A 17,243-nucleotide genomic window follows, 5' to 3' on the forward strand; every position below is an offset into this window, starting at 1 on the left:
GAGTGCGCTGAGTGGCCGCATACCTTGACCGTGACCAGGCCGGCAGTGAGCAGGTGCCGGCACAGGACAATCCGCCCGCGCCACCGGAGTTGGTGGCGCTGGCGCACGCGTACGGGGTGGACAGCGACTACGACCCGGGCAGCGGCCCGGTGCCGGTGGCGCCCGGGACGCTGGTCGCGGTGCTGGCGGCGCTCGGGGTGGACGCGAGCACACCGGAGTCGGTGCGGGCGGAGCTGGAGCGGCACCGGGTGGAGGTGGCGGCCCGGCTGCTGCCGCCGTGCGTGGTGGTCCGGGCCGGGCGGCGGACGGCGCTGGACGTGCCGGCCGGGGCGAGCGTGGTGATCGAACTGGAGGAGGGCGGCGAGTGGAGCCTGCCCAAGGGGCGCTCGCACTGGCTGCCCGCCGACCTCCCGCTGGGCCGCCACGCCCTGACCGCCCGGGTGGGCAGCCGGGAGTCGCGGGCGGTGCTGATCGTCGCCCCGCAGCGGCTGCCCGAGCCCGCGGGCCGGGGCTGGGGCTTCCTGGCCCAGCTGTACTCGGTGCTGTCCGAGCGCTCCTGGGGCATGGGCGACCTGGGCGACCTGGCCGAACTCGCCCAGTGGGCCGGGGCCGAACTCGGCGCCGGCTTCCTCCAGATCAATCCGCTGCACGCGGGCATGCCGGGCGCACCGTCCGACCCGTCGCCGTACCGCCCGTCCTCGCGCCGCTTCGCCGATCCGGTCCACCTGCGGATCGAGGCCGTCCCCGAGTACGCCTACGCCGACCTCGGTGACCTCGCCGACCTCACCCGCCGGGCCGCCCTGCTGCGCGACGAGGTGCTGCGGCACGACGGGCTGATCGACCGGGACGCCGTGTGGGCGCTCAAGCGGCAGGCGCTGGAGGTGCTGCACCGGGTGGAGCGCGGGGTCGGCCGGGAGGCCGCCTACCAGGCTTTCGTCCGGCGCGAGGGGGAGTGGCTGGAGCGGTACGCCACCTGGTGCGCGCTGGCCGAGCTGCACGGCCCGGACCACCACCACTGGCCGAAGGGCCTGCGCCACCCCGACAGCCCCCATGTCGCCGCCGCCAAGGCGGAGTCGGCCGAGCGGATCGAGTTCCACCGCTGGCTGGCCTGGCAGGTCGACGCCCAGCTCGGCGCCGCCCAGCGGGCCGCCGAGCAGGCCGGAATGGCGGTCGGGCTGATCCACGACCTGGCCGTCGGCGTCCACCCGCACGGGGCCGACGCCTGGGCGCTGCAGGACGTCCTCGCCGGCGGCATCAGCGTCGGCGCGCCGCCGGACGCGTTCAACGCGCACGGCCAGGACTGGGGCCTGCCGCCCTTCCGCCCGGACGCGCTCGCCGCGGCCGGCTACGCCCCGTACGCGGAGCTGCTGCGGGCGGCCGCCCGGCACGCCGGGGCGATCCGGATCGACCACGTGATGGGCCTGTTCCGGCTGTGGTGGGTGCCGGACGGCAACCCGCCGACCGAGGGCGCGTACGTGCGCTACGACGCGGAGGCGATGCTCGGCGTGCTGGCGCTGGAGGCGCACCGGGCCGGCACGTACGTCATCGGCGAGGACCTGGGCACCGTCGAGCCGGGCGTGCGGGAGCAGTTGAGCGAGCGCGGGGTGCTCGGCACCTCGGTGCTCTGGTTCGAGCGGGACTGGAAGGCCAAGGGCGAGATCCTGCCGCCGGAGCGGTGGCGGGCCGGCTGCCTGGCCACCCTGACCACCCACGACCTGCCGTCCACCGCGGCCCGGCTCTCCGGCGAGCACGTGGAGCTGCGGCACCGGCTCGGCCTGCTGGCCCGGCCGCTCGGTGAGGAGCAGGCCGAGGCGGCCGCCGAGCTGGCGGAGTGGCGGACCGAACTCGCCCGGGTCGGGCTGCTCGACAAGGGCGACGAGCTCACGCCCGAGGCGCTGTACGCCTTCCTGCGCAGCACTCCGGCCGAGCTGGTCGGCGTCTGGCTGCCCGACACGGTCGGCGACCCGCGGCCGCAGAACCTGCCCGGCACCTGGGACCAGTACCCGAACTGGCGGCTGCCGGTCTCGGACCGCGGCGGCACTCCGGTCACCCTCGACCAGCTGGCCGCGGCGGTCGGCACCCGGCGGCTGGTGCGGGCGCTGACCGGACACGCCGGAAGGCCCACCCCGGCGCGCGACGTCTGACCGGCGGCCGGTACCTTGGGAAACGTGGACAAGAGGAACGCTTTGCGCGCTGGTGCGGTCTCCGCAACGGCCACGCTGATGATGCTGATGTCGTCGCCCGCCATGGCGCTGGTCCGGGACGACGGCGACGACCCGGGCAGCGGCCTGACGGTCGCCCAGACCCTCGGCCTGTTCGTGGCCCTGCCGATCCTGATGTTCGTGGTGATCGCCGGCCTCGTCATGCTGCCCTCGGTCACCAAGGGCAAGAAGAAGTAGTTCCGGTCCCACGGGACCGACCGTCCGGGGCGCGGGCCCTGGCCGGAGCAGGGCGCACGTCGCGCCCGCTCCCGCCGGGTCCGCGCCCCGTCGGCGTTCCCGGGGTCAGCCCGCGGTGCGCAGCGGGGCCGGGAGCTGCCAGGTGCCCGCGTCGGCCGGGGCCAGGTGGCGGGCGAAGCCGGGGGTCCGCTCGCGGCGGCCGTCGGGGTGGACGGCGAGCCCGGCCACGTCCGGATGGGCCGCGACCCACTCGATCGCCCGCTCGGGCCCCATCGCGAAGGCGGCGGTGGCCAGGGCGTCGGTACGGGCCAGGGTGCGGCCGACCAGGGTGAGCGAGGCGAGTCCGGTCGCCGGGCGACCGCGGACGGGGTCGACGATGTGGTCGCCGCGCTCGGCCGGGCCCGAGGTGGCGACCGCGAGGTCGCGGCCGGTGACCACGGCGGCCAGCGCGCCGGGGCGCAGCGGGTCGGCGATGCCGATCCGCCAGGGGCCGCCCGCGGTCTGCACATCGCCGCCGCCGCTGACGCTGTGGTCGCGGGATCCGGCCGTCCGCAGCGCCCGTGACGCCTCCTCGACCGCCCAGCCCTTGACCCAGCCGCTGGGGTCGAGCCGTCCGTGCGGCCGCTCGGTGAACCGGCCGCCGGTCTCGGCGGCGATCTCCCGGCAGCGGTCCAGTACCTGCGCCACCTCGGGGTCGCATGCTTCGAGCGTCGTCTCGCCCCGGTCCAGCCGGCTGATGTCGCTGTCCGGGCGGTACGGGGAGAACACCGCGTCGATCCGGTGCAACCGCTCGACGATCCGGCGCACAGCCGCGGCGGTGTCCGGGCCCGGGTCGCGGACGGCGAACGAGAACACCGTCCCCATCACGTGCTCGGCGTGGCGGAGCATCAGCCGGCCGCCTTGTCGAGGGCGCTCTGCAGCGAGCGGGCGTAGCCGTCGCTGGTGAAGGTGGCGCCGGAGACCACGTCGACATTGGCGCTCTGCGCGGCGATCGCCTCCTGGTTGAGGACGGGCAGCGCGTAGCTGTTGATCTCCTGGTCGCGGCGGTCCCGGGTGGGGTACTGCACCACGTCGATCTTGGTGATCTTCGTTCCGGTCAGGGTGACCTTCACCTGGACCGGGCCGTACCGGGTGCTCACGGCGTTCCCGGTGATCGAGCGGGTGGCGCCCGCGGACGGCTCGGTGGCCTGAACGGATCCGGACTCGGACCCCGACCCGGACGAGCCGGTGGAGCCCGAGGAGTCCGAGGTGATCGGCGCGGCCGCGGTCCCGCCCTCGTGCGGCTTGAGCGAGAGGAGCAGGATGACGCCCGCGGTGGTGGCGGTGACGGTGACGGCGGCTCGGCGCATGCGGGGTGGCTCCTCTAGAACGCGAACGACTCGTGGTGGATGCGGGAGCGCCGTACCCCGGCGGCCCGCAGGGCGCGGACGGCCTCCTCGGCGAAGCCGTCCGGGCCGCACAGGTACACCTCGTGCGCGGCCAGGTCCGGGACCAGCCGCCGCAGGGCCGCGCCCAGGTCGCCGACCTCGGCCCGCGACCCGAGCAGCTCGTGCACCCGCCCGCCGCGCTGCTCGGCGACCACCCGCAGCTCGGCGCGGAACAGCACCTCCTCGGCCCGGCGGGCCCGCTGGACCAGCGTCAGCTCGCCGTCCAGCGACTCGAACAGGGCCCGCAGCGGGGTGATCCCGACCCCGGCGCCCAGCAGCAGCACCCGGCGGGCCCGCTGCCGCCGCGCGGTGAAGGCGCCGTACGGGCCCTCCGCCCGCACCCGGGTGCCGGGGGCGAGCCGGGCGACGGCCGCGCTGTGGCCGCCGAGGTCCTTCACGGTGAAGCGCAGGAACCGCGGGTGCGGGGGAGCGGACAGCGAGTACGGGTTGGCCGCCCAGCGCAGTCCGGGCGCCTGGAACTCCAGCCGGAAGAACTGGCCGGGCTCGGCGTGCAGCTCGTCCAGGCGCTCGCCGGTGAGGAACAGCGAGACCACGCCCGGACCCTCCGGCCGCACCTCGGCCACCCGCAGCCGGTGGCGGCGGTCGCGCAGCCACGGCAGTGCCAGCCGGTACCAGCCCAGGGCGGCGGCGGTGCCCAGGTACAGCGCGTACCAGGCGGCGCGGGCCGGGCCCTCGCCGAGGTCGGCGCCGGTCGCCAGCTGGTGGGAGAAGGCCAGCGCGACCGCGAGGTAGGTGACCAGGTGGAGGTAGTACCAGGTCTCGTAGCTCAGCCGGCGGCGTGCGGCCCGGGCCGAGACGGCGCCGGTGCCCAGCATGGCCAGGGTGGCCAGGGTGGCCTTGAGCATCTCGGGGAAGTGGAAGGCGATCTCCACGCCCTCGCCCAGCACCCCGCGCCCGTCGGTCAGCGCGTAGCCCCACACGATGGTCAGCACGTGCGCGGCGACCAGGCCGACCAGGTAGCGGCCGCCGTGGGCGTGCCAGCGGGCCAGCCGGTCGGCGCCGACCGAGCGCTCCAGCGGCGGGATCCGGGCCATCAGGAGCAGCAGCACCGGCGCGGTGTACCCGGCCAGCAGGCCGGTGATCCGGCCGGCGCCGGTCAGCCAACCGGCCGCGCCCACCACCGCCTCGGTGTCGGACCACCAGAGGGCGACCACGGCGAGGGCGCCCGCAGCGATCAGGGCGAGCACCGTGCGGGGCACGGCCTCGGTGGGCGCCGGCCGGCGCGGGGCGGCCCGGTGCGCACGCCGGGCCGGGGTGGTCAGTGCGGTCACGGCAGGCCTCCTTCGGGGTTCGCGGTGCGTCCCACCCTGGCAGCCGAACCTCTCAGTTGCCTCTGAGTCGCCGCCGTTCAGCAACCGCTCATCGGTGCGTTTTCGCAGCTCAGGGCAGGTGGCGGCGAGCCGGTCGGGCGGAGTGGATCTCACTGCTTTCTCATCGCGCGGGGGCAGAATGGGCTGATGTACCGAATCCTGGTGGTCGACGACGAGCCCGACCTGGTCGAGGTGGTCTGCGGCGCGCTGCGCTACGAGGGCTGGGAGGCCAGGGGCGCCACCGACGGGACGGCGGCGGTCGCCGCCGCGGCCGAGTGGCGGCCGCACGCGGTGGTCCTGGACGTGATGCTGCCGGACCTGGACGGCCTGGAGGTGCTCCGCCGGATCCACGACGGGGCGCCGGAGGTACGGGTGCTCTTCCTCACCGCCCGGGACGCGGTGGAGGACCGGATCGCCGGCATCTCGGCCGGCGGCGACGACTACGTGACCAAGCCGTTCAGCCTGGCCGAGGTGGTGGTCCGGCTGCGTGGACTGCTGCGCCGCGCCTTCCCGGCCCCGGACGGGGCCGCCCCGCCGCCCGGCGCACTGGTCCTGGGCGACCTGGTGCTCGACCCGGCGGCCCGCGAGGTCGCCAGGGCCGGGCAGCCGGTGGAGCTCAGCCCGACCGAGTTCGCCCTGCTGCACCACCTGATGCAGCACCCCCGGCGGGTGCTCAGCAAGGCCCAGCTGCTGGAGGCGGTGTGGTCGTACGACTTCGGTGGGCAGGCCCACGTGGTGGAGCTGTACATCAGCTACCTGCGCAAGAAGCTCGACGCCGGGCGGACGCCGATGATCCACACCGTCCGCGGCGCCGGCTACCTGATCAAGGCAGCCGGATGAGGCGGCCGCGGATCCGCCTGCTCGCGCGCCTGCCGAGGACGCTGCGGGCGCGGCTGATCGCCGGACTGCTGGTGCTGCTCGCCCTGGTCTTCACCGGCATCGGCGTGGCCACCACGACCGCCCTGCGGCACTTCCTGGCCGGCCAGGTCGACGAGCGGCTGCAGTCCGCCGGCGGCCGCTACGCCGCCAGCCTGGAGCACCCCGGGGCGGGCGGGGCGGACAGCCGCGGCCAGGCACCGGGCACCTTCGCGGCCCGGCTGGTGAACGGCACGGTCACCCAGGCCGCCGTGGTGGCCGGCATCCCGCCGGGCGACGACGACCCGGTGCCGACGGCCGACACCGGGGACGACCTCGCCCACCTCTCCACCCGCGACCGGGACCGGCTCGCCGGCCTGGCCGCGGGCGCCGCCCCGCGCACCGTGCAGCTGTCCGGCCTGGGCAACTACCGGGTCGCCGCGGTGGCCGGCCGGGACGGCGACGTTCTGGTCACCGGCCTGCCGCTGCACCCGGTGGACGAGACCGTCCAGCGGCTGGGCGCCATCGAGGCGCTGGTCTTCGCGGTCGGCCTGACCGTGGCCGGGACGGCCGGCGCCCTGTGGGTACGGATCTCGCTGCGCCCGCTGGAGCGGGTCGCCGACGCCGCCGACCGGGTCGGCGCCCTGCCGCTGGCCAGCGGCGCGGTGGCGCTCCCGGTCCGGGTGCCGGACGACGACCCGCGCACCGAGGTCGGCCGGGTCGGCCTGGCCCTGAACCGGATGCTCGGCCACGTCGAGGACGCGCTGACCCGCCGCCAGAACGTCGAGGAACGGCTGCGGGCGTTCGCCGCGGACGCCAGCCACGAGCTGCGGACGCCGGTGGCGGCCGTCCGCGGCCACGCCGAACTGGCGCTGCGCCACCCCGGGCCGGTGCCGGAGCCGGTGCGCCACTCGCTGCGCCGGATCGATGCCGAGTCCCAGCGGATGGGCGCGATCGTCGAGGACCTGCTGCTGCTCGCCCGGCTCGACGCCGGACGGCCGCTGGCGGTCGCCGAGGTCGACCTGACCCGGGTCGCGCTGGACGGCCTCACCGACGCCCGGGCCGCCGGACCCGGTCACCGCTGGCGGCTGGAACTGCCCGAGGACCCGGTGCTGGTGGCCGGCGACGCCGACCGGCTCGCCCAGGTGGTGGCCAACCTGCTGGCCAACGCCCGTACCCACACCCCCGAGGGCACCGAGGTGACGCTCCGGCTGGAACGCCTCGCCGGCCGGACGGCGCTGAGCGTCGCCGACACCGGGCCGGGCATCGAACCGGAGTTGGCCGAGCGGGTCTTCGAGCGCTTCGTACGCGGCGACCGGGCCCGCTCCCGGCGGACCGGGTCCACCGGTCTGGGCCTTGCCATCGTCCGGGCGGTGGTCGCCGCCCACGGCGGCACGGTGGCGGTGAGCAGCCGTCCGGGCCGCACCGTCTTCACCGTCGTGCTGCCCGACCCCGCCGCGGGCGGGAACGGGAGCGGGCCCGACCCGGCGTCAGCCACCCGGACCGGGCCCGAAACGGCGTCAGCCGCCCGGAGCGGACCCGAAGGCCCGTCCCGAGCGGCTGCGCCGGATCCGGCTCAGGAGGTCACTTCCCCCCGAGCTCCCGGTCCGCGACCTGCGCCTTGAGCGCCCGCTCCACCCCGGCCCGGGCCTCGATCACCTGACGGCGCAGCGCCGGCGCCGGGTCGGCCTCGGCCAGCCAGGCGTCGGTGGCGTCCAGGGTGGCCTGCTCGACCTGGTACGCCGGGTACAGGCCGCCGATGATCTGCTGCGAGATCTCGTGGCTGCGGGTCTCCCAGATGCCCTTGATCGCGGCGAAGTACTTCGCCGTGTACTCGGCCAGCAGCGCGCGCTGGTCGGCCTGCTGGAAGCCGCCGATCACCGCCTCCTGGACGTAGTTGGTCAGCGCGTCGGAGTCGATGACCGACGCCCAGGCCTCCGCCTTGGCCGCCGCGGTCGGGCGGGCCGCCCGGCAGCTGGCGGCGTGCTCGGCACCCGAGGAGGTGTTGTCGCGGGCCAGCTCGGCGTCGATCGCCTTGTCGTCGGCGCGCCCGGCGGCGGCCAGACGGGCCAGCAGCGTCCAGCGCAGCTCGGTGTCGACGGCCAGGCCGTCGAGCTCGACCGTGCCGTCCAGCAGGCCGGCCAGCAGGTCCAGCTGGCCCTCGGTGCGGGCCACCGCGGCCAGCGCGCGGGCCCAGGCCAGCTGGTGGTCGCCGCCGGGGGCGGCGGCGCGCAGCTGCTCCTCGGCGGCGGCGGCCCAGCGCTGCAGGCCCTCCTCGCGCCACGCCGGGTCGGCGTAGAGCTCCAGGGCCACCTTGACCTGGCGGTGCACCGACTGGACCACGCCGATGTCGGTCTCCCGCTGCAGGCCGGACAGGGCCAGCGCCAGGTAGTCGCGGGTGGCCAGCTCGCCGTCGCGGGTCATGTCCCAGGCGGAGGCCCAGCACAGCGCGCGCGGCAGCGAGTCCTCGAAGTCGCCCAGGTGCTGGGTGACCACGGTGAGCGAGTCCTCGTCCAGGCGGACCTTGGCGTAGGACAGGTCGTCGTCGTTGAGCAGCAGCACCGCAGGGCGGTGGCGGCCGACCAGCTCCGGTACCTCGGTGCGCGGGCCGTCCACGTCCAGCTCGATCCGGTCGGTGCGCACCAGGCGGCCGTCGACCAGCTCGTAGAGGCCGACGGCGATCCGGTGCGGGCGCAGCACGGCCTCGCCGCGGGCGCCGGCGGGCAGCGCCGGGGCCTCCTGCAGCACGGCGAAGGACTCGATCTCGCCGTCGGTGTTGATGGTGAGCGCCGGGCGCAGCACGTTGATGCCGGCCGTCTCCAGCCATGCCTTGGACCAGGTCTTCAGGTCGCGGCCGCTGGCCTCCTCCAGGGCGCCGAGCAGGTCGCTGAGGCGGGTGTTGCCCCAGGCGTGGCGCTTGAAGTACGCCCGCACGCCCTCGAAGAAGGCGTCCTGGCCGACGTAGGCCACCAGCTGCTTGAGCACCGAGGCGCCCTTGGCGTAGGTGATGCCGTCGAAGTTGACCTGGACGTCCTCCAGGTCGTTGATCTCCGCCATGATCGGGTGGGTGGAGGGCAGCTGGTCCTGCCGGTACGCCCAGGTCTTCATCTGGTTGGCGAAGGTGGTCCAGGAGTGCGGCCACTTCGACTGGGGGGCCTCGGCCTGGCAGACCACCTCGGCGAAGGTCGCGAACGACTCGTTCAGCCAGAGGTCGTTCCACCACTCCATGGTGACCAGGTCGCCGAACCACATGTGGGCCAGCTCGTGCAGGATCGTCGCGGCGCGCACCTCGTACGCGGCGTCGGTCACCTTGGAGCGGAAGACGTACTGGTCGCGCAGGGTGACCGCGCCCGCGTTCTCCATCGCGCCGGCGTTGAACTCCGGCACGAAGAGCTGGTCGTACTTGGCGAACGGGTAGTCGAACTCGAACTTCTGCTGGAAGTACTCGAAGCCCTGCTTGGTGACGTCGAAGATCGCCTCGGCGTCCAGGTACTCGCGCAGCGAGGGGCGGCAGTACACGCCCAGCGGCACCCGCTGCTCGCCGGCCGCGTACTCGTCGAAGACGCCCACGTAGGGGCCGGCGACCAGGGCGGTGACGTACGAGGACAGCCGCGGGGTGGGCTCGAAGGACCAGACCCGGGTGTCGCCCTCGCCGGTCGGCTCGGGGGTCGGCGAGTTGGAGACCACCACCCAGCCCTCGGGGGCGGTCACCGTGAAGCGGTAGGTCGCCTTGAGGTCGGGCTGCTCGAAGACGGCGAACACCCGGCGGGCGTCCGGCACCTCGAACTGGGTGTACAGGTAGGTCTCGCCGTCCACCGGGTCGACGAACCGGTGCAGGCCCTCGCCGGTGTTGGTGTAGGCGCAGTCGGCGACCACCCGCAGCTCGTTGTCGGCCTGGACGGCGGGCAGGGCGATCCGGCTGTCGGCGAAGTTGGCGGTATCGAGCTGTTCGCCGTTGAGCACGATCTCGGAGACGCTCGGCGCGACCAGGTCGATGAAGGTCGGGGCGCCGGGCGTGGTGGAGGTGAACCGGACCACGGTGGTGGACCGGAAGGTGCCTCCGTCGCGGGCCGAGCTCAGGTCGAGCTCGATGTCGTAGGCCTCCACGTGCAGGAGCGCGGCCCGGGTGCGGGCCTCCTCACGGGTCAAGTTGGTGCCAGGCACTCGCAGGACTCCTTCGTCGGTGTGAACACCCGGCATCCTGCCATGTGGGATCTCGCGCCGACCTGTGAATACCCGGTGGGTGCGGAGGTTTCCTAACGATCCCTGTGTCCACTTGACTGGCCCTTACCGGGGTGGCGGAGCATAGAGTTCAGAAGTTGAAGCTGAATATGGACCTGTCGCAATGGCGCGGCGCCCTGGAGGGTTGAAGCATGTCTATGGACACACCGGGTTCGCAGTCCTCGCTGCACCGGGCGAATCTCGAGCGGGTGCTGAGGGCGGTCCGGATGGCCGGGTCGCTCACCCAGGCGGAGATCGCCCGCAGCACGGGCCTGTCGGCCGCCACGGTGTCCAACATCGTCCGGGAGCTCAAGGAGAGCGGCACCGTCGTGGTCGCCGACACCTCCTCCGGCGGCCGCCGGGCGCGCAGCGTCTCGCTCAGCGGCGACGCCGGCATCGTGGTCGGCGTGGACTTCGGCCACACCCACCTGCGGGTCGCGGTGGGCAACCTGGCGCACCGGGTGCTGGCCGAGGAGAGCGAGCCGATCGACACCGACGTCTCGGCCCAGCAGGGCTTCGACCGGGCCGAGCAGATGGTCGCCAAGCTGCTCAAGCAGGCCGGGTTCCGGTCGGACAAGGTGATCGGCGTGGGCCTCGGCGTGCCGGGCCCGATCGACGTGGAGACCGGGGCGCTCGGCTCCACCGCGATCCTGCCCGGCTGGACCGGCGTCCGGCCCGGCCAGGAGCTCTCGCAGCGCCTGGGCATGCAGGTGTACGTCGACAACGACGCCAACCTGGGCGCGCTCGGCGAGCTGGTCTGGGGCGCCGGCCGGGGTCTCGGCGACCTGGCGTACATCAAGGTGGCCAGCGGTGTCGGCTCCGGGCTGGTGATAAACGGCCAGATCTACCGGGGCCCGGGCGGCACCGCCGGCGAGATCGGGCACATCACCCTGGACGAGGCCGGGCCGGTCTGCCGCTGCGGCAACAGAGGCTGCCTGGAGACCTTCGTCGGCTCCCGCTACCTGCTCAACCTCTTGAACGCCAACCACCCGGGTGAGCTCACCCTGTCCAAGGTGGTGCAACTCGCCCACCAGGGCGACCTGGGCTGCCGTCGGGTGATCGCCGACGCGGGCCGGCAGATCGGGATGGGCGTGGCCACGCTCTGCAATCTGCTCAACCCCCGCCGGATCATCCTCGGCGGCGACCTGGCCGAGGCCGGTGAGCTGGTGCTTTCCCCGATCAGGGACTCCGTGGCGCGGTACGCCATCCCCAGTGCGGGGCGTCAGCTCTCGGTGGTTCCCGGCACGCTCGGTGGCCGTGCGGAGGTGCTCGGGGCGCTCGCGCTGGTGATGAGCGAGATGGGGGAATCGGGCGTGATCCGGCAGCCCTCGGCGGTCGGCGCCTGACCTGGTCCAGACCAACCCGAGGCCGATTGGTCTCGGGTCGGCCTTCAGGAAGATAACGAAACAATCTGGATCAGCTGGGCCTTGGGTTTACTTATTGACGACAAGCTTGGTGACCGGGTTGACTCCTGCCCACCTCGCCGCAACGTTGCGGCTCTGTCAGGGAGGCACCCCCCACCATGAACGCAATGATGCGTCGCGCTGTCATCGGCGCCACCGCCGTCTCGATGGCTCTCACCATGGCCGCCTGTGGCAAGGCCGGCAGCGACAAGAAGGGTGACGCCGCTTCCGGCGACACCAAGTCGATCGGCCTGCTGCTCCCGGAGAACGCGTCCTCGACCCGGTACGAGTCCTTCGACAAGCCGTTCATCGAGGCCAAGGTCAAGGCGCTCTGCTCCGACTGCAACGTCAAGTACTCCAACGCCGAGGGCTCGGCCGCCAAGCAGAAGCAGCAGTTCGACACCCTGATCGCCCAGGGCGTGAAGGTGATCATCCTGGACGCCTTCGACGCCAAGTCGACCCAGGCGTGGGTCAAGGAGGCGGCCGACAAGGGCGTCAAGGTCATCGCGTACGACCGCCTGGCCACCGGCCCGGTCTCCGCCTACGTCTCGTTCGACAACGAGAAGGTCGGCGAGCTCCAGGGCCAGGCCCTGGTCGACGCGCTGGGCGCCAAGGCCGCCGACGCCAACGTCGTCATGATCAACGGTGACGACGCGGACCCGAACGCCGGCAAGTTCAAGGCCGGTGCCCACAAGGTCCTGGACGGCAAGGTCAAGAAGATCGTCTACGAGCAGTCCGGTGAGTGGAAGCCCACCGTGGCGGGTCAGAAGATGGGTGCCGCGATCACCCAGCTGACCAAGGACGGCTTCCAGGCCGTCTACTCGGCCAACGACGGCATGGCCGCCGCGATCATCACCCAGCTGAAGTCCGCGGGCATCAACGTCCCGGTCGGCGGCCAGGACGCGGGCCTCGACGCCATCCAGCGCATCGTCGCCGGCGACCAGGCCTACACCATCTACAAGGCCTACAAGCCGCTGGCCGACTCGGCCGCCGAGCTGGCCGTCGACCTGCTGCAGGGCAAGGACATCAAGTCCGTCGCGTCCTCCACCATCGACAGCGACACCGACAAGGCCATCCCGGCCAAGCTGCTCGACCCCAAGGTCGTCACCAAGGCCAACATCAACGACACCGTCATCGCCGACGGCCTGTACAAGGTGAGCGACATCTGCACCGGCGACTACGCCGCCGCCTGCGCCACCGCCGGCCTGAAGTAACACCGTCCGGGCGGCGCTGCCCGACCCCACACCGGGGAGCGCCGCCCACCGCGGCGCGGTGGGCCCACGAGCCACCGCGCCCTGTTCTCTCTTTCTCGCACTACCCCGCGCGCCCGGGTCGGCGCGCGGGCCGGCCGTGCCATGGGCAACCAGTCGTCAGGACGGGCACGGGAATAAGGAGATGGTTCACGTGACAGGCGCACCCGTACTGGCGTTGCGCGGGGTCTCCAAGCGCTTCGGCGCCGTCCAGGCACTCACCGACGTGCATCTGGAGGTCCACGCCGGCGAGGTGGTCGCCCTGGTCGGCGACAACGGCGCGGGCAAGTCGACGCTGGTGAAGACCATCGCCGGCGTCCACCCCATCGACGAGGGTTCGATCGAGTGGGAGGGCACGGCGGTCTCGATCAACCGCCCGCACGACGCCCAGGCGCTCGGCGTGGCCACCGTCTACCAGGACCTGGCGCTCTGCGACAACCTCGACGTGGTCGGCAACCTCTTCCTCGGGCGTGAGCTGAAGAAGTTCGGCACGCTCGACGAGGTCGCCATGGAGAAGCGCGCCCGGGAGCTGCTCGACACGCTCTCGATCCGCATCCCCAGCGTCCGCATCCCGATCGCCGCGCTCTCCGGCGGCCAGCGCCAGGTGGTCGCGATCGCCCGCGCCCTGGTCGGCGACCCGAAGATCGTCATCCTGGACGAGCCGACCGCCGCCCTCGGCGTCGAGCAGACCGCCCAGGTGCTCGACCTGGTCGAGCGGCTGCGCGGCCGCGGCCTCGGCGTGATCCTGATCAGCCACAACATGGCCGACGTCAAGGCCGTCGCGGACACCGTCGCGGTGCTCCGCCTGGGTCGTAACAACGGCGTCTTCGAGGTGGAGAGCACCTCGCACGAGGAGATCATCTCCGCCATCACCGGCGCCACCGAGAACGCGGTCACCCGCCGCCAGGCACGTCTCGCGGAGGAAGCAAAGTGACCACCGAGCAGACCACCACCCCCGCGGCCGACGCGGCGCCCGCGCCCGCCGTCGACCCCCGCCTGCTGGTCCGCGAGGCCGGCCTGGCCGGCTACCTCGCCGAGTTCAAGCGGAAGATGAAGAGCGGCGACCTGGGCTCCGTCCCCGTCGTGCTCGGCCTGATCCTGATCGGCGCCATCTTCCAGGGCATCACCGGCGACTTCCTGAACGCCGACAACCTCACCAACATCACCAAGTGGATCGCCGGCCCGGGCCTGATCGCCGTCGGCATCGTCTTCGTGCTGCTGCTGGGTGAGATCGACCTCTCGCTCGGCTCGGTGGCCGGCGTCTCGGCCGCGATAGCCGCCGTCCTCTCGGTGCGCAGCGGCATGAACGAGTGGCTGGCCATCCTGGTCGCCATCGGCGCCGCCATCGCGATCGGCGCGCTGCACGGCTTCTTCTTCGCCAAGATCGGCGTCCCCGCCTTCGTCGTCACCCTGGCCGGCCTGCTGGCCTGGTCCGGCCTGCAGATGGCCGTCCTCGGCGACAAGGGCACCGTCAACGTCATCAACGACGGTGTGCTCGCCAACCTGGACACCTACTTCCTGGGCGACGGCGACGTCGCGTTCACCTGGGGCTTCGCCGTCCTCGGCATCGCGCTCTTCGGCGCCGGCCAGGTCCTCGACAGCCGCCGCCGCAACGCCGCCGGGCTGCTCGCCCGCCCGATGAGCGAGATCGCCCTGCGCACCGGCGTGATCGCGCTGATCGGCCTGGTCGCCGCCTACATGCTCAACCAGGACCGCGGCCTGCCGCTGCCGCTGGTGATCTTCCTCTCCGTCGTGGTCATCACCGACTTCGTGCTCCGCCGCACCTCCTACGGCCGCCAGATCTTCGCGGTCGGCGGCGGCGTCGAGGCGGCCCGCCGGGCCGGCATCAACGTGGCCTGGGTCCGGATCTCGGTCTTCATGATCTCGGCCGGCATGGCCGCCCTCGGCGGTCTGTTCATCGCCTCCCAGCAGGGCTCCGCGGACAAGCTCCTGGGCAGCGGCAACGTGCTGATGAACTCCATCGCGGCGGCCGTCATCGGCGGCACCAGCCTCTTCGGCGGCCGCGGCAAGACCTGGTCCGCCCTGCTGGGCATCCTGGTCATCCAGTCGATCATCACCGGCCTGGACCTGGTCCACGTCAACCAGGCGGTCCAGTACATGATCACCGGCTCGGTGCTGCTCGCCGCGGTCGTCCTGGACTCGGTCTCCCGCAAGACCCAGAAGTCCTCCGGCCGAGGCTGACGACACGCAGCACGCCCCAGGGGCGCGGGGAACCGCGCGACCAGCCATCAAGCCCGTCGAGGGCGGCCGGTCGCGCGGTTCTCCGCGCCCCTCCGGGTTGGCCAACTGCGTTGCGCCCGTCGGCGGAGATTAGACTCGTGCGGGGCTTCGACGCCCACCAGGCCCGTACCCGGGCCGAGAACTTGTGAACGAGGAGGAACGGGTGGCCCTGCTGACCCGCATTAGGGGACCGCGCGATCTCGACCGGCTCACCCCCGCGCAGCTGGCGGCACTCGCCGAGGAGATCCGGACCTTCCTGGTCGAGGAGGTCTCCAAGACCGGCGGTCACCTCGGCCCCAACCTGGGCGTCGTCGAGCTGACCATCGCCCTGCACCGGGTCTTCGACTCGCCGCGCGACCGGATCCTCTTCGACACCGGCCACCAGAGCTACGTCCACAAGCTGCTCACCGGCCGCCAGGACTTCAGCCGCCTCAAGATGAAGGGCGGCCTGTCCGGCTACCCCTCGCGCGCCGAGTCCGAGCACGACGTGATCGAGAACTCGCACGCCTCCACCGTCCTCGGCTACGCGGACGGCCTCGCCAAGGCCAACAAGATCCAGGGCCACCGGGACCGCCCCGTGGTCGCCGTCATCGGCGACGGCGCGCTCACCGGCGGCATGGCCTGGGAAGCGCTCAACAACATCGCCGAGGGCACCGACCTGCCCGTCGTCATCGTCGTCAACGACAACGAGCGCTCGTACTCCCCGACCATCGGCGGCCTCGCCAACCACCTCTCCACCCTGCGCACCACCCAGGGCTACGAGCGCTTCCTGTCCTGGGGCAAGGACGCCCTCCAGCGCACCCCAGTGGTCGGCAAGCCGGTCTTCGACACCCTGCACGGCGCCAAGAAGGGCCTGAAGGACTTCATCGCCCCGCAGGGCATGTTCGAGGACCTCGGCCTCAAGTACATCGGCCCGATCGACGGCCACGACCTGCAGGCCCTGGAGTCCGCCCTCACCAAGGCGCGCGGCTTCGGCGGCCCGGTGATCGTCCACTGCATCACCGAGAAGGGCCGCGGCTACCACGCCGCCGAGAACAACGACGAGGACCGCTTCCACGCCGTCGGCGTCATCCACCCCGACACCGGCCTCCCGGTGAAGTCCTCCGGCAAGGACTGGACCTCCGTCTTCGGCGAGGAGATGGTCGCCCTCGGCCGCGAGCGCCACGACATCGTCGGCATCACCGCCGCCATGCTCCACCCGGTCGGCCTGGCCCCCTTCGCCAAGGCCTACCCGGACCGCATCTTCGACGTCGGCATCGCCGAGCAGCACGCCGCCGTCTCCGCCGCCGGCCTCGCCACCAACGGCCTGCACCCGGTCGTCGCCGTCTACGCGACCTTCCTCAACCGGGCCTTCGACCAGGTCCTGATGGACGTCGCCCTGCACAGGCTCGGCGTCACCTTCGTCCTCGACCGGGCCGGCGTCACCGGCACCGACGGCGCCTCGCACAACGGCATGTGGGACATGTCGATCCTCCAGGTCGTCCCGGGCCTGCGGCTCGCCGCGCCGCGCGACGCCGACCAGCTGCGCGCCCAGCTGCGCGAGGCCGTCGAGGTCGGCGACGCGCCCACCGTCGTCCGCTACTCCAAGGGCACCGTCGGCCCCGCCGTCCCCGCCCTCGGCAAGATCGGCGGCATGGACCTGCTCCGCGGCGCCGCCGACGAGGACGCCGACGTGCTCATCGTCTCCGTCGGCGCGCTCGCCCAGACCTGCCTGGAGACCGCCGAGCTGCTCGCCGCCCAGGGCGTCACCAGCACCGTCGTCGACCCCCGCTGGGTCAAGCCGGTCGACCCGGCGCTGCCCGGCCTCGCCGCCCGCCACCGCCTGGTGGTCACCGTCGAGGACAACGGCCGCGTCGGCGGCGTCGGCACCGCGATCGCGCAGGCCCTGCGGGACGCGGACGTCGACGTCCCGCTGCGCGACTTCGGCATCCCGCAGGAGTTCCTCGACCACGCCTCGCGCGGCGAGATCCTCGAGGAGATCGGCCTGACCGCCCCGGCGATCGCGGCCAAGGTCCTCGCGACGGTCGGCGAGCGTACGCAGGTGGGTTGAGAAGTCAGGGGCGCGGGGAACTGCGCGACAAGCCATGCACTCACGTAGAGCGGTGGCCGGTCGCGC

Annotated in this window: 13 protein-coding genes; 9 read left to right on the forward strand and 4 right to left on the reverse strand. The window is 73.1% G+C overall.

From position 1 onward, the window contains the following. Nucleotides 1-53: 53 nt before the first annotated feature. Entirely contained in the window at nucleotides 54-2,144 is a 2,091-nt protein-coding gene (gene malQ / locus FHR36_RS05425; protein WP_407660802.1) for a 4-alpha-glucanotransferase, read from the forward strand. Nucleotides 2,145-2,168: 24 nt separating this feature from the next. Continuing rightward, complete coding sequence (locus FHR36_RS05430; RefSeq protein ID WP_428832299.1) at nucleotides 2,169-2,399, forward strand: hypothetical protein; 231 nt, start codon at nucleotides 2,169-2,171, stop codon at nucleotides 2,397-2,399. A 105-nt stretch (nucleotides 2,400-2,504) separates the two neighbouring features. Here FHR36_RS05430 and FHR36_RS05435 read toward each other — a convergent pair whose 3' ends face one another. The 3 genes from FHR36_RS05435 to FHR36_RS05445 are packed head-to-tail and all read right to left on the reverse strand — an operon-like array spanning nucleotide 2,505 to nucleotide 5,118. Further along, a complete protein-coding gene (locus FHR36_RS05435; protein WP_253794198.1) occupies nucleotides 2,505-3,287 on the reverse strand; it encodes an FAD:protein FMN transferase in 783 nt (260 codons plus the stop codon). Continuing rightward, nucleotides 3,287-3,748 (reverse strand): FMN-binding protein, encoded by a 462-nt coding sequence (locus FHR36_RS05440; protein ID WP_253794200.1) that lies wholly within the window; start codon nucleotides 3,746-3,748, stop codon nucleotides 3,287-3,289. The genes FHR36_RS05435 and FHR36_RS05440 overlap by 1 nt, the downstream gene beginning before the upstream one ends. Before the next feature lie 14 nt (nucleotides 3,749-3,762). Beyond that, nucleotides 3,763-5,118: a ferredoxin reductase family protein gene (locus FHR36_RS05445; protein WP_253794201.1), complete on the reverse strand. Its 1,356-nt coding sequence runs from the start codon at nucleotides 5,116-5,118 to the stop codon at nucleotides 3,763-3,765. Nucleotides 5,119-5,304: 186 nt separating this feature from the next. Here FHR36_RS05445 and FHR36_RS05450 point away from each other — a divergent pair, with 186 nt between their 5' ends. Together FHR36_RS05450 and FHR36_RS05455 are read left to right on the forward strand one after the other, a co-directional pair. Then, nucleotides 5,305-5,997, forward strand: coding sequence for a response regulator transcription factor (locus FHR36_RS05450; protein WP_253794203.1), 693 nt, complete (start codon nucleotides 5,305-5,307; stop codon nucleotides 5,995-5,997). Further along, nucleotides 5,994-7,637, forward strand: a complete 1,644-nt coding sequence (locus FHR36_RS05455) for a sensor histidine kinase (protein WP_253794205.1) — start codon at nucleotides 5,994-5,996, stop codon at nucleotides 7,635-7,637. The genes FHR36_RS05450 and FHR36_RS05455 overlap by 4 nt, the downstream gene beginning before the upstream one ends. On the opposite strand, the gene pepN is transcribed toward FHR36_RS05455, so the two are convergent. Further along, nucleotides 7,597-10,176, reverse strand: coding sequence for an aminopeptidase N (gene pepN, locus FHR36_RS05460; protein ID WP_253794207.1), 2,580 nt, complete (start codon nucleotides 10,174-10,176; stop codon nucleotides 7,597-7,599). The genes FHR36_RS05455 and pepN overlap by 41 nt on opposite strands. 215 nt (nucleotides 10,177-10,391) lie before the next feature. On the opposite strand from pepN, the gene FHR36_RS05465 reads away from it, so the two are divergent. The 5 genes from FHR36_RS05465 to dxs all read left to right on the forward strand — a co-directional run bounded on the left by FHR36_RS05465 (nucleotide 10,392) and on the right by dxs (nucleotide 17,177). Next, nucleotides 10,392-11,579 (forward strand): ROK family transcriptional regulator, encoded by a 1,188-nt coding sequence (locus FHR36_RS05465; RefSeq protein WP_253794765.1) that lies wholly within the window; start codon nucleotides 10,392-10,394, stop codon nucleotides 11,577-11,579. Between the two features lie 176 nt (nucleotides 11,580-11,755). After that, nucleotides 11,756-12,850, forward strand: coding sequence for a sugar ABC transporter substrate-binding protein (locus FHR36_RS05470; RefSeq protein ID WP_253794209.1), 1,095 nt, complete (start codon nucleotides 11,756-11,758; stop codon nucleotides 12,848-12,850). 181 nt (nucleotides 12,851-13,031) lie between these two features. After that, nucleotides 13,032-13,820, forward strand: a complete 789-nt coding sequence (locus FHR36_RS05475) for an ATP-binding cassette domain-containing protein (protein ID WP_253794211.1) — start codon at nucleotides 13,032-13,034, stop codon at nucleotides 13,818-13,820. Then, entirely contained in the window at nucleotides 13,817-15,088 is a 1,272-nt protein-coding gene (locus tag FHR36_RS05480) for a sugar ABC transporter permease (protein ID WP_253794212.1), read from the forward strand. The genes FHR36_RS05475 and FHR36_RS05480 overlap by 4 nt, the downstream gene beginning before the upstream one ends. A gap of 202 nt (nucleotides 15,089-15,290) precedes the next feature. Further along, a complete protein-coding gene (dxs, locus tag FHR36_RS05485) occupies nucleotides 15,291-17,177 on the forward strand; it encodes a 1-deoxy-D-xylulose-5-phosphate synthase (RefSeq protein WP_253794214.1) in 1,887 nt (628 codons plus the stop codon). The last annotated feature ends 66 nt before the right edge of the window (nucleotides 17,178-17,243 follow it).

Origin of the sequence: Kitasatospora cinereorecta (genome assembly GCF_024172095.1) — a bacterium.
Lineage (GTDB): Bacteria > Actinomycetota > Actinomycetes > Streptomycetales > Streptomycetaceae > Kitasatospora > Kitasatospora cinereorecta.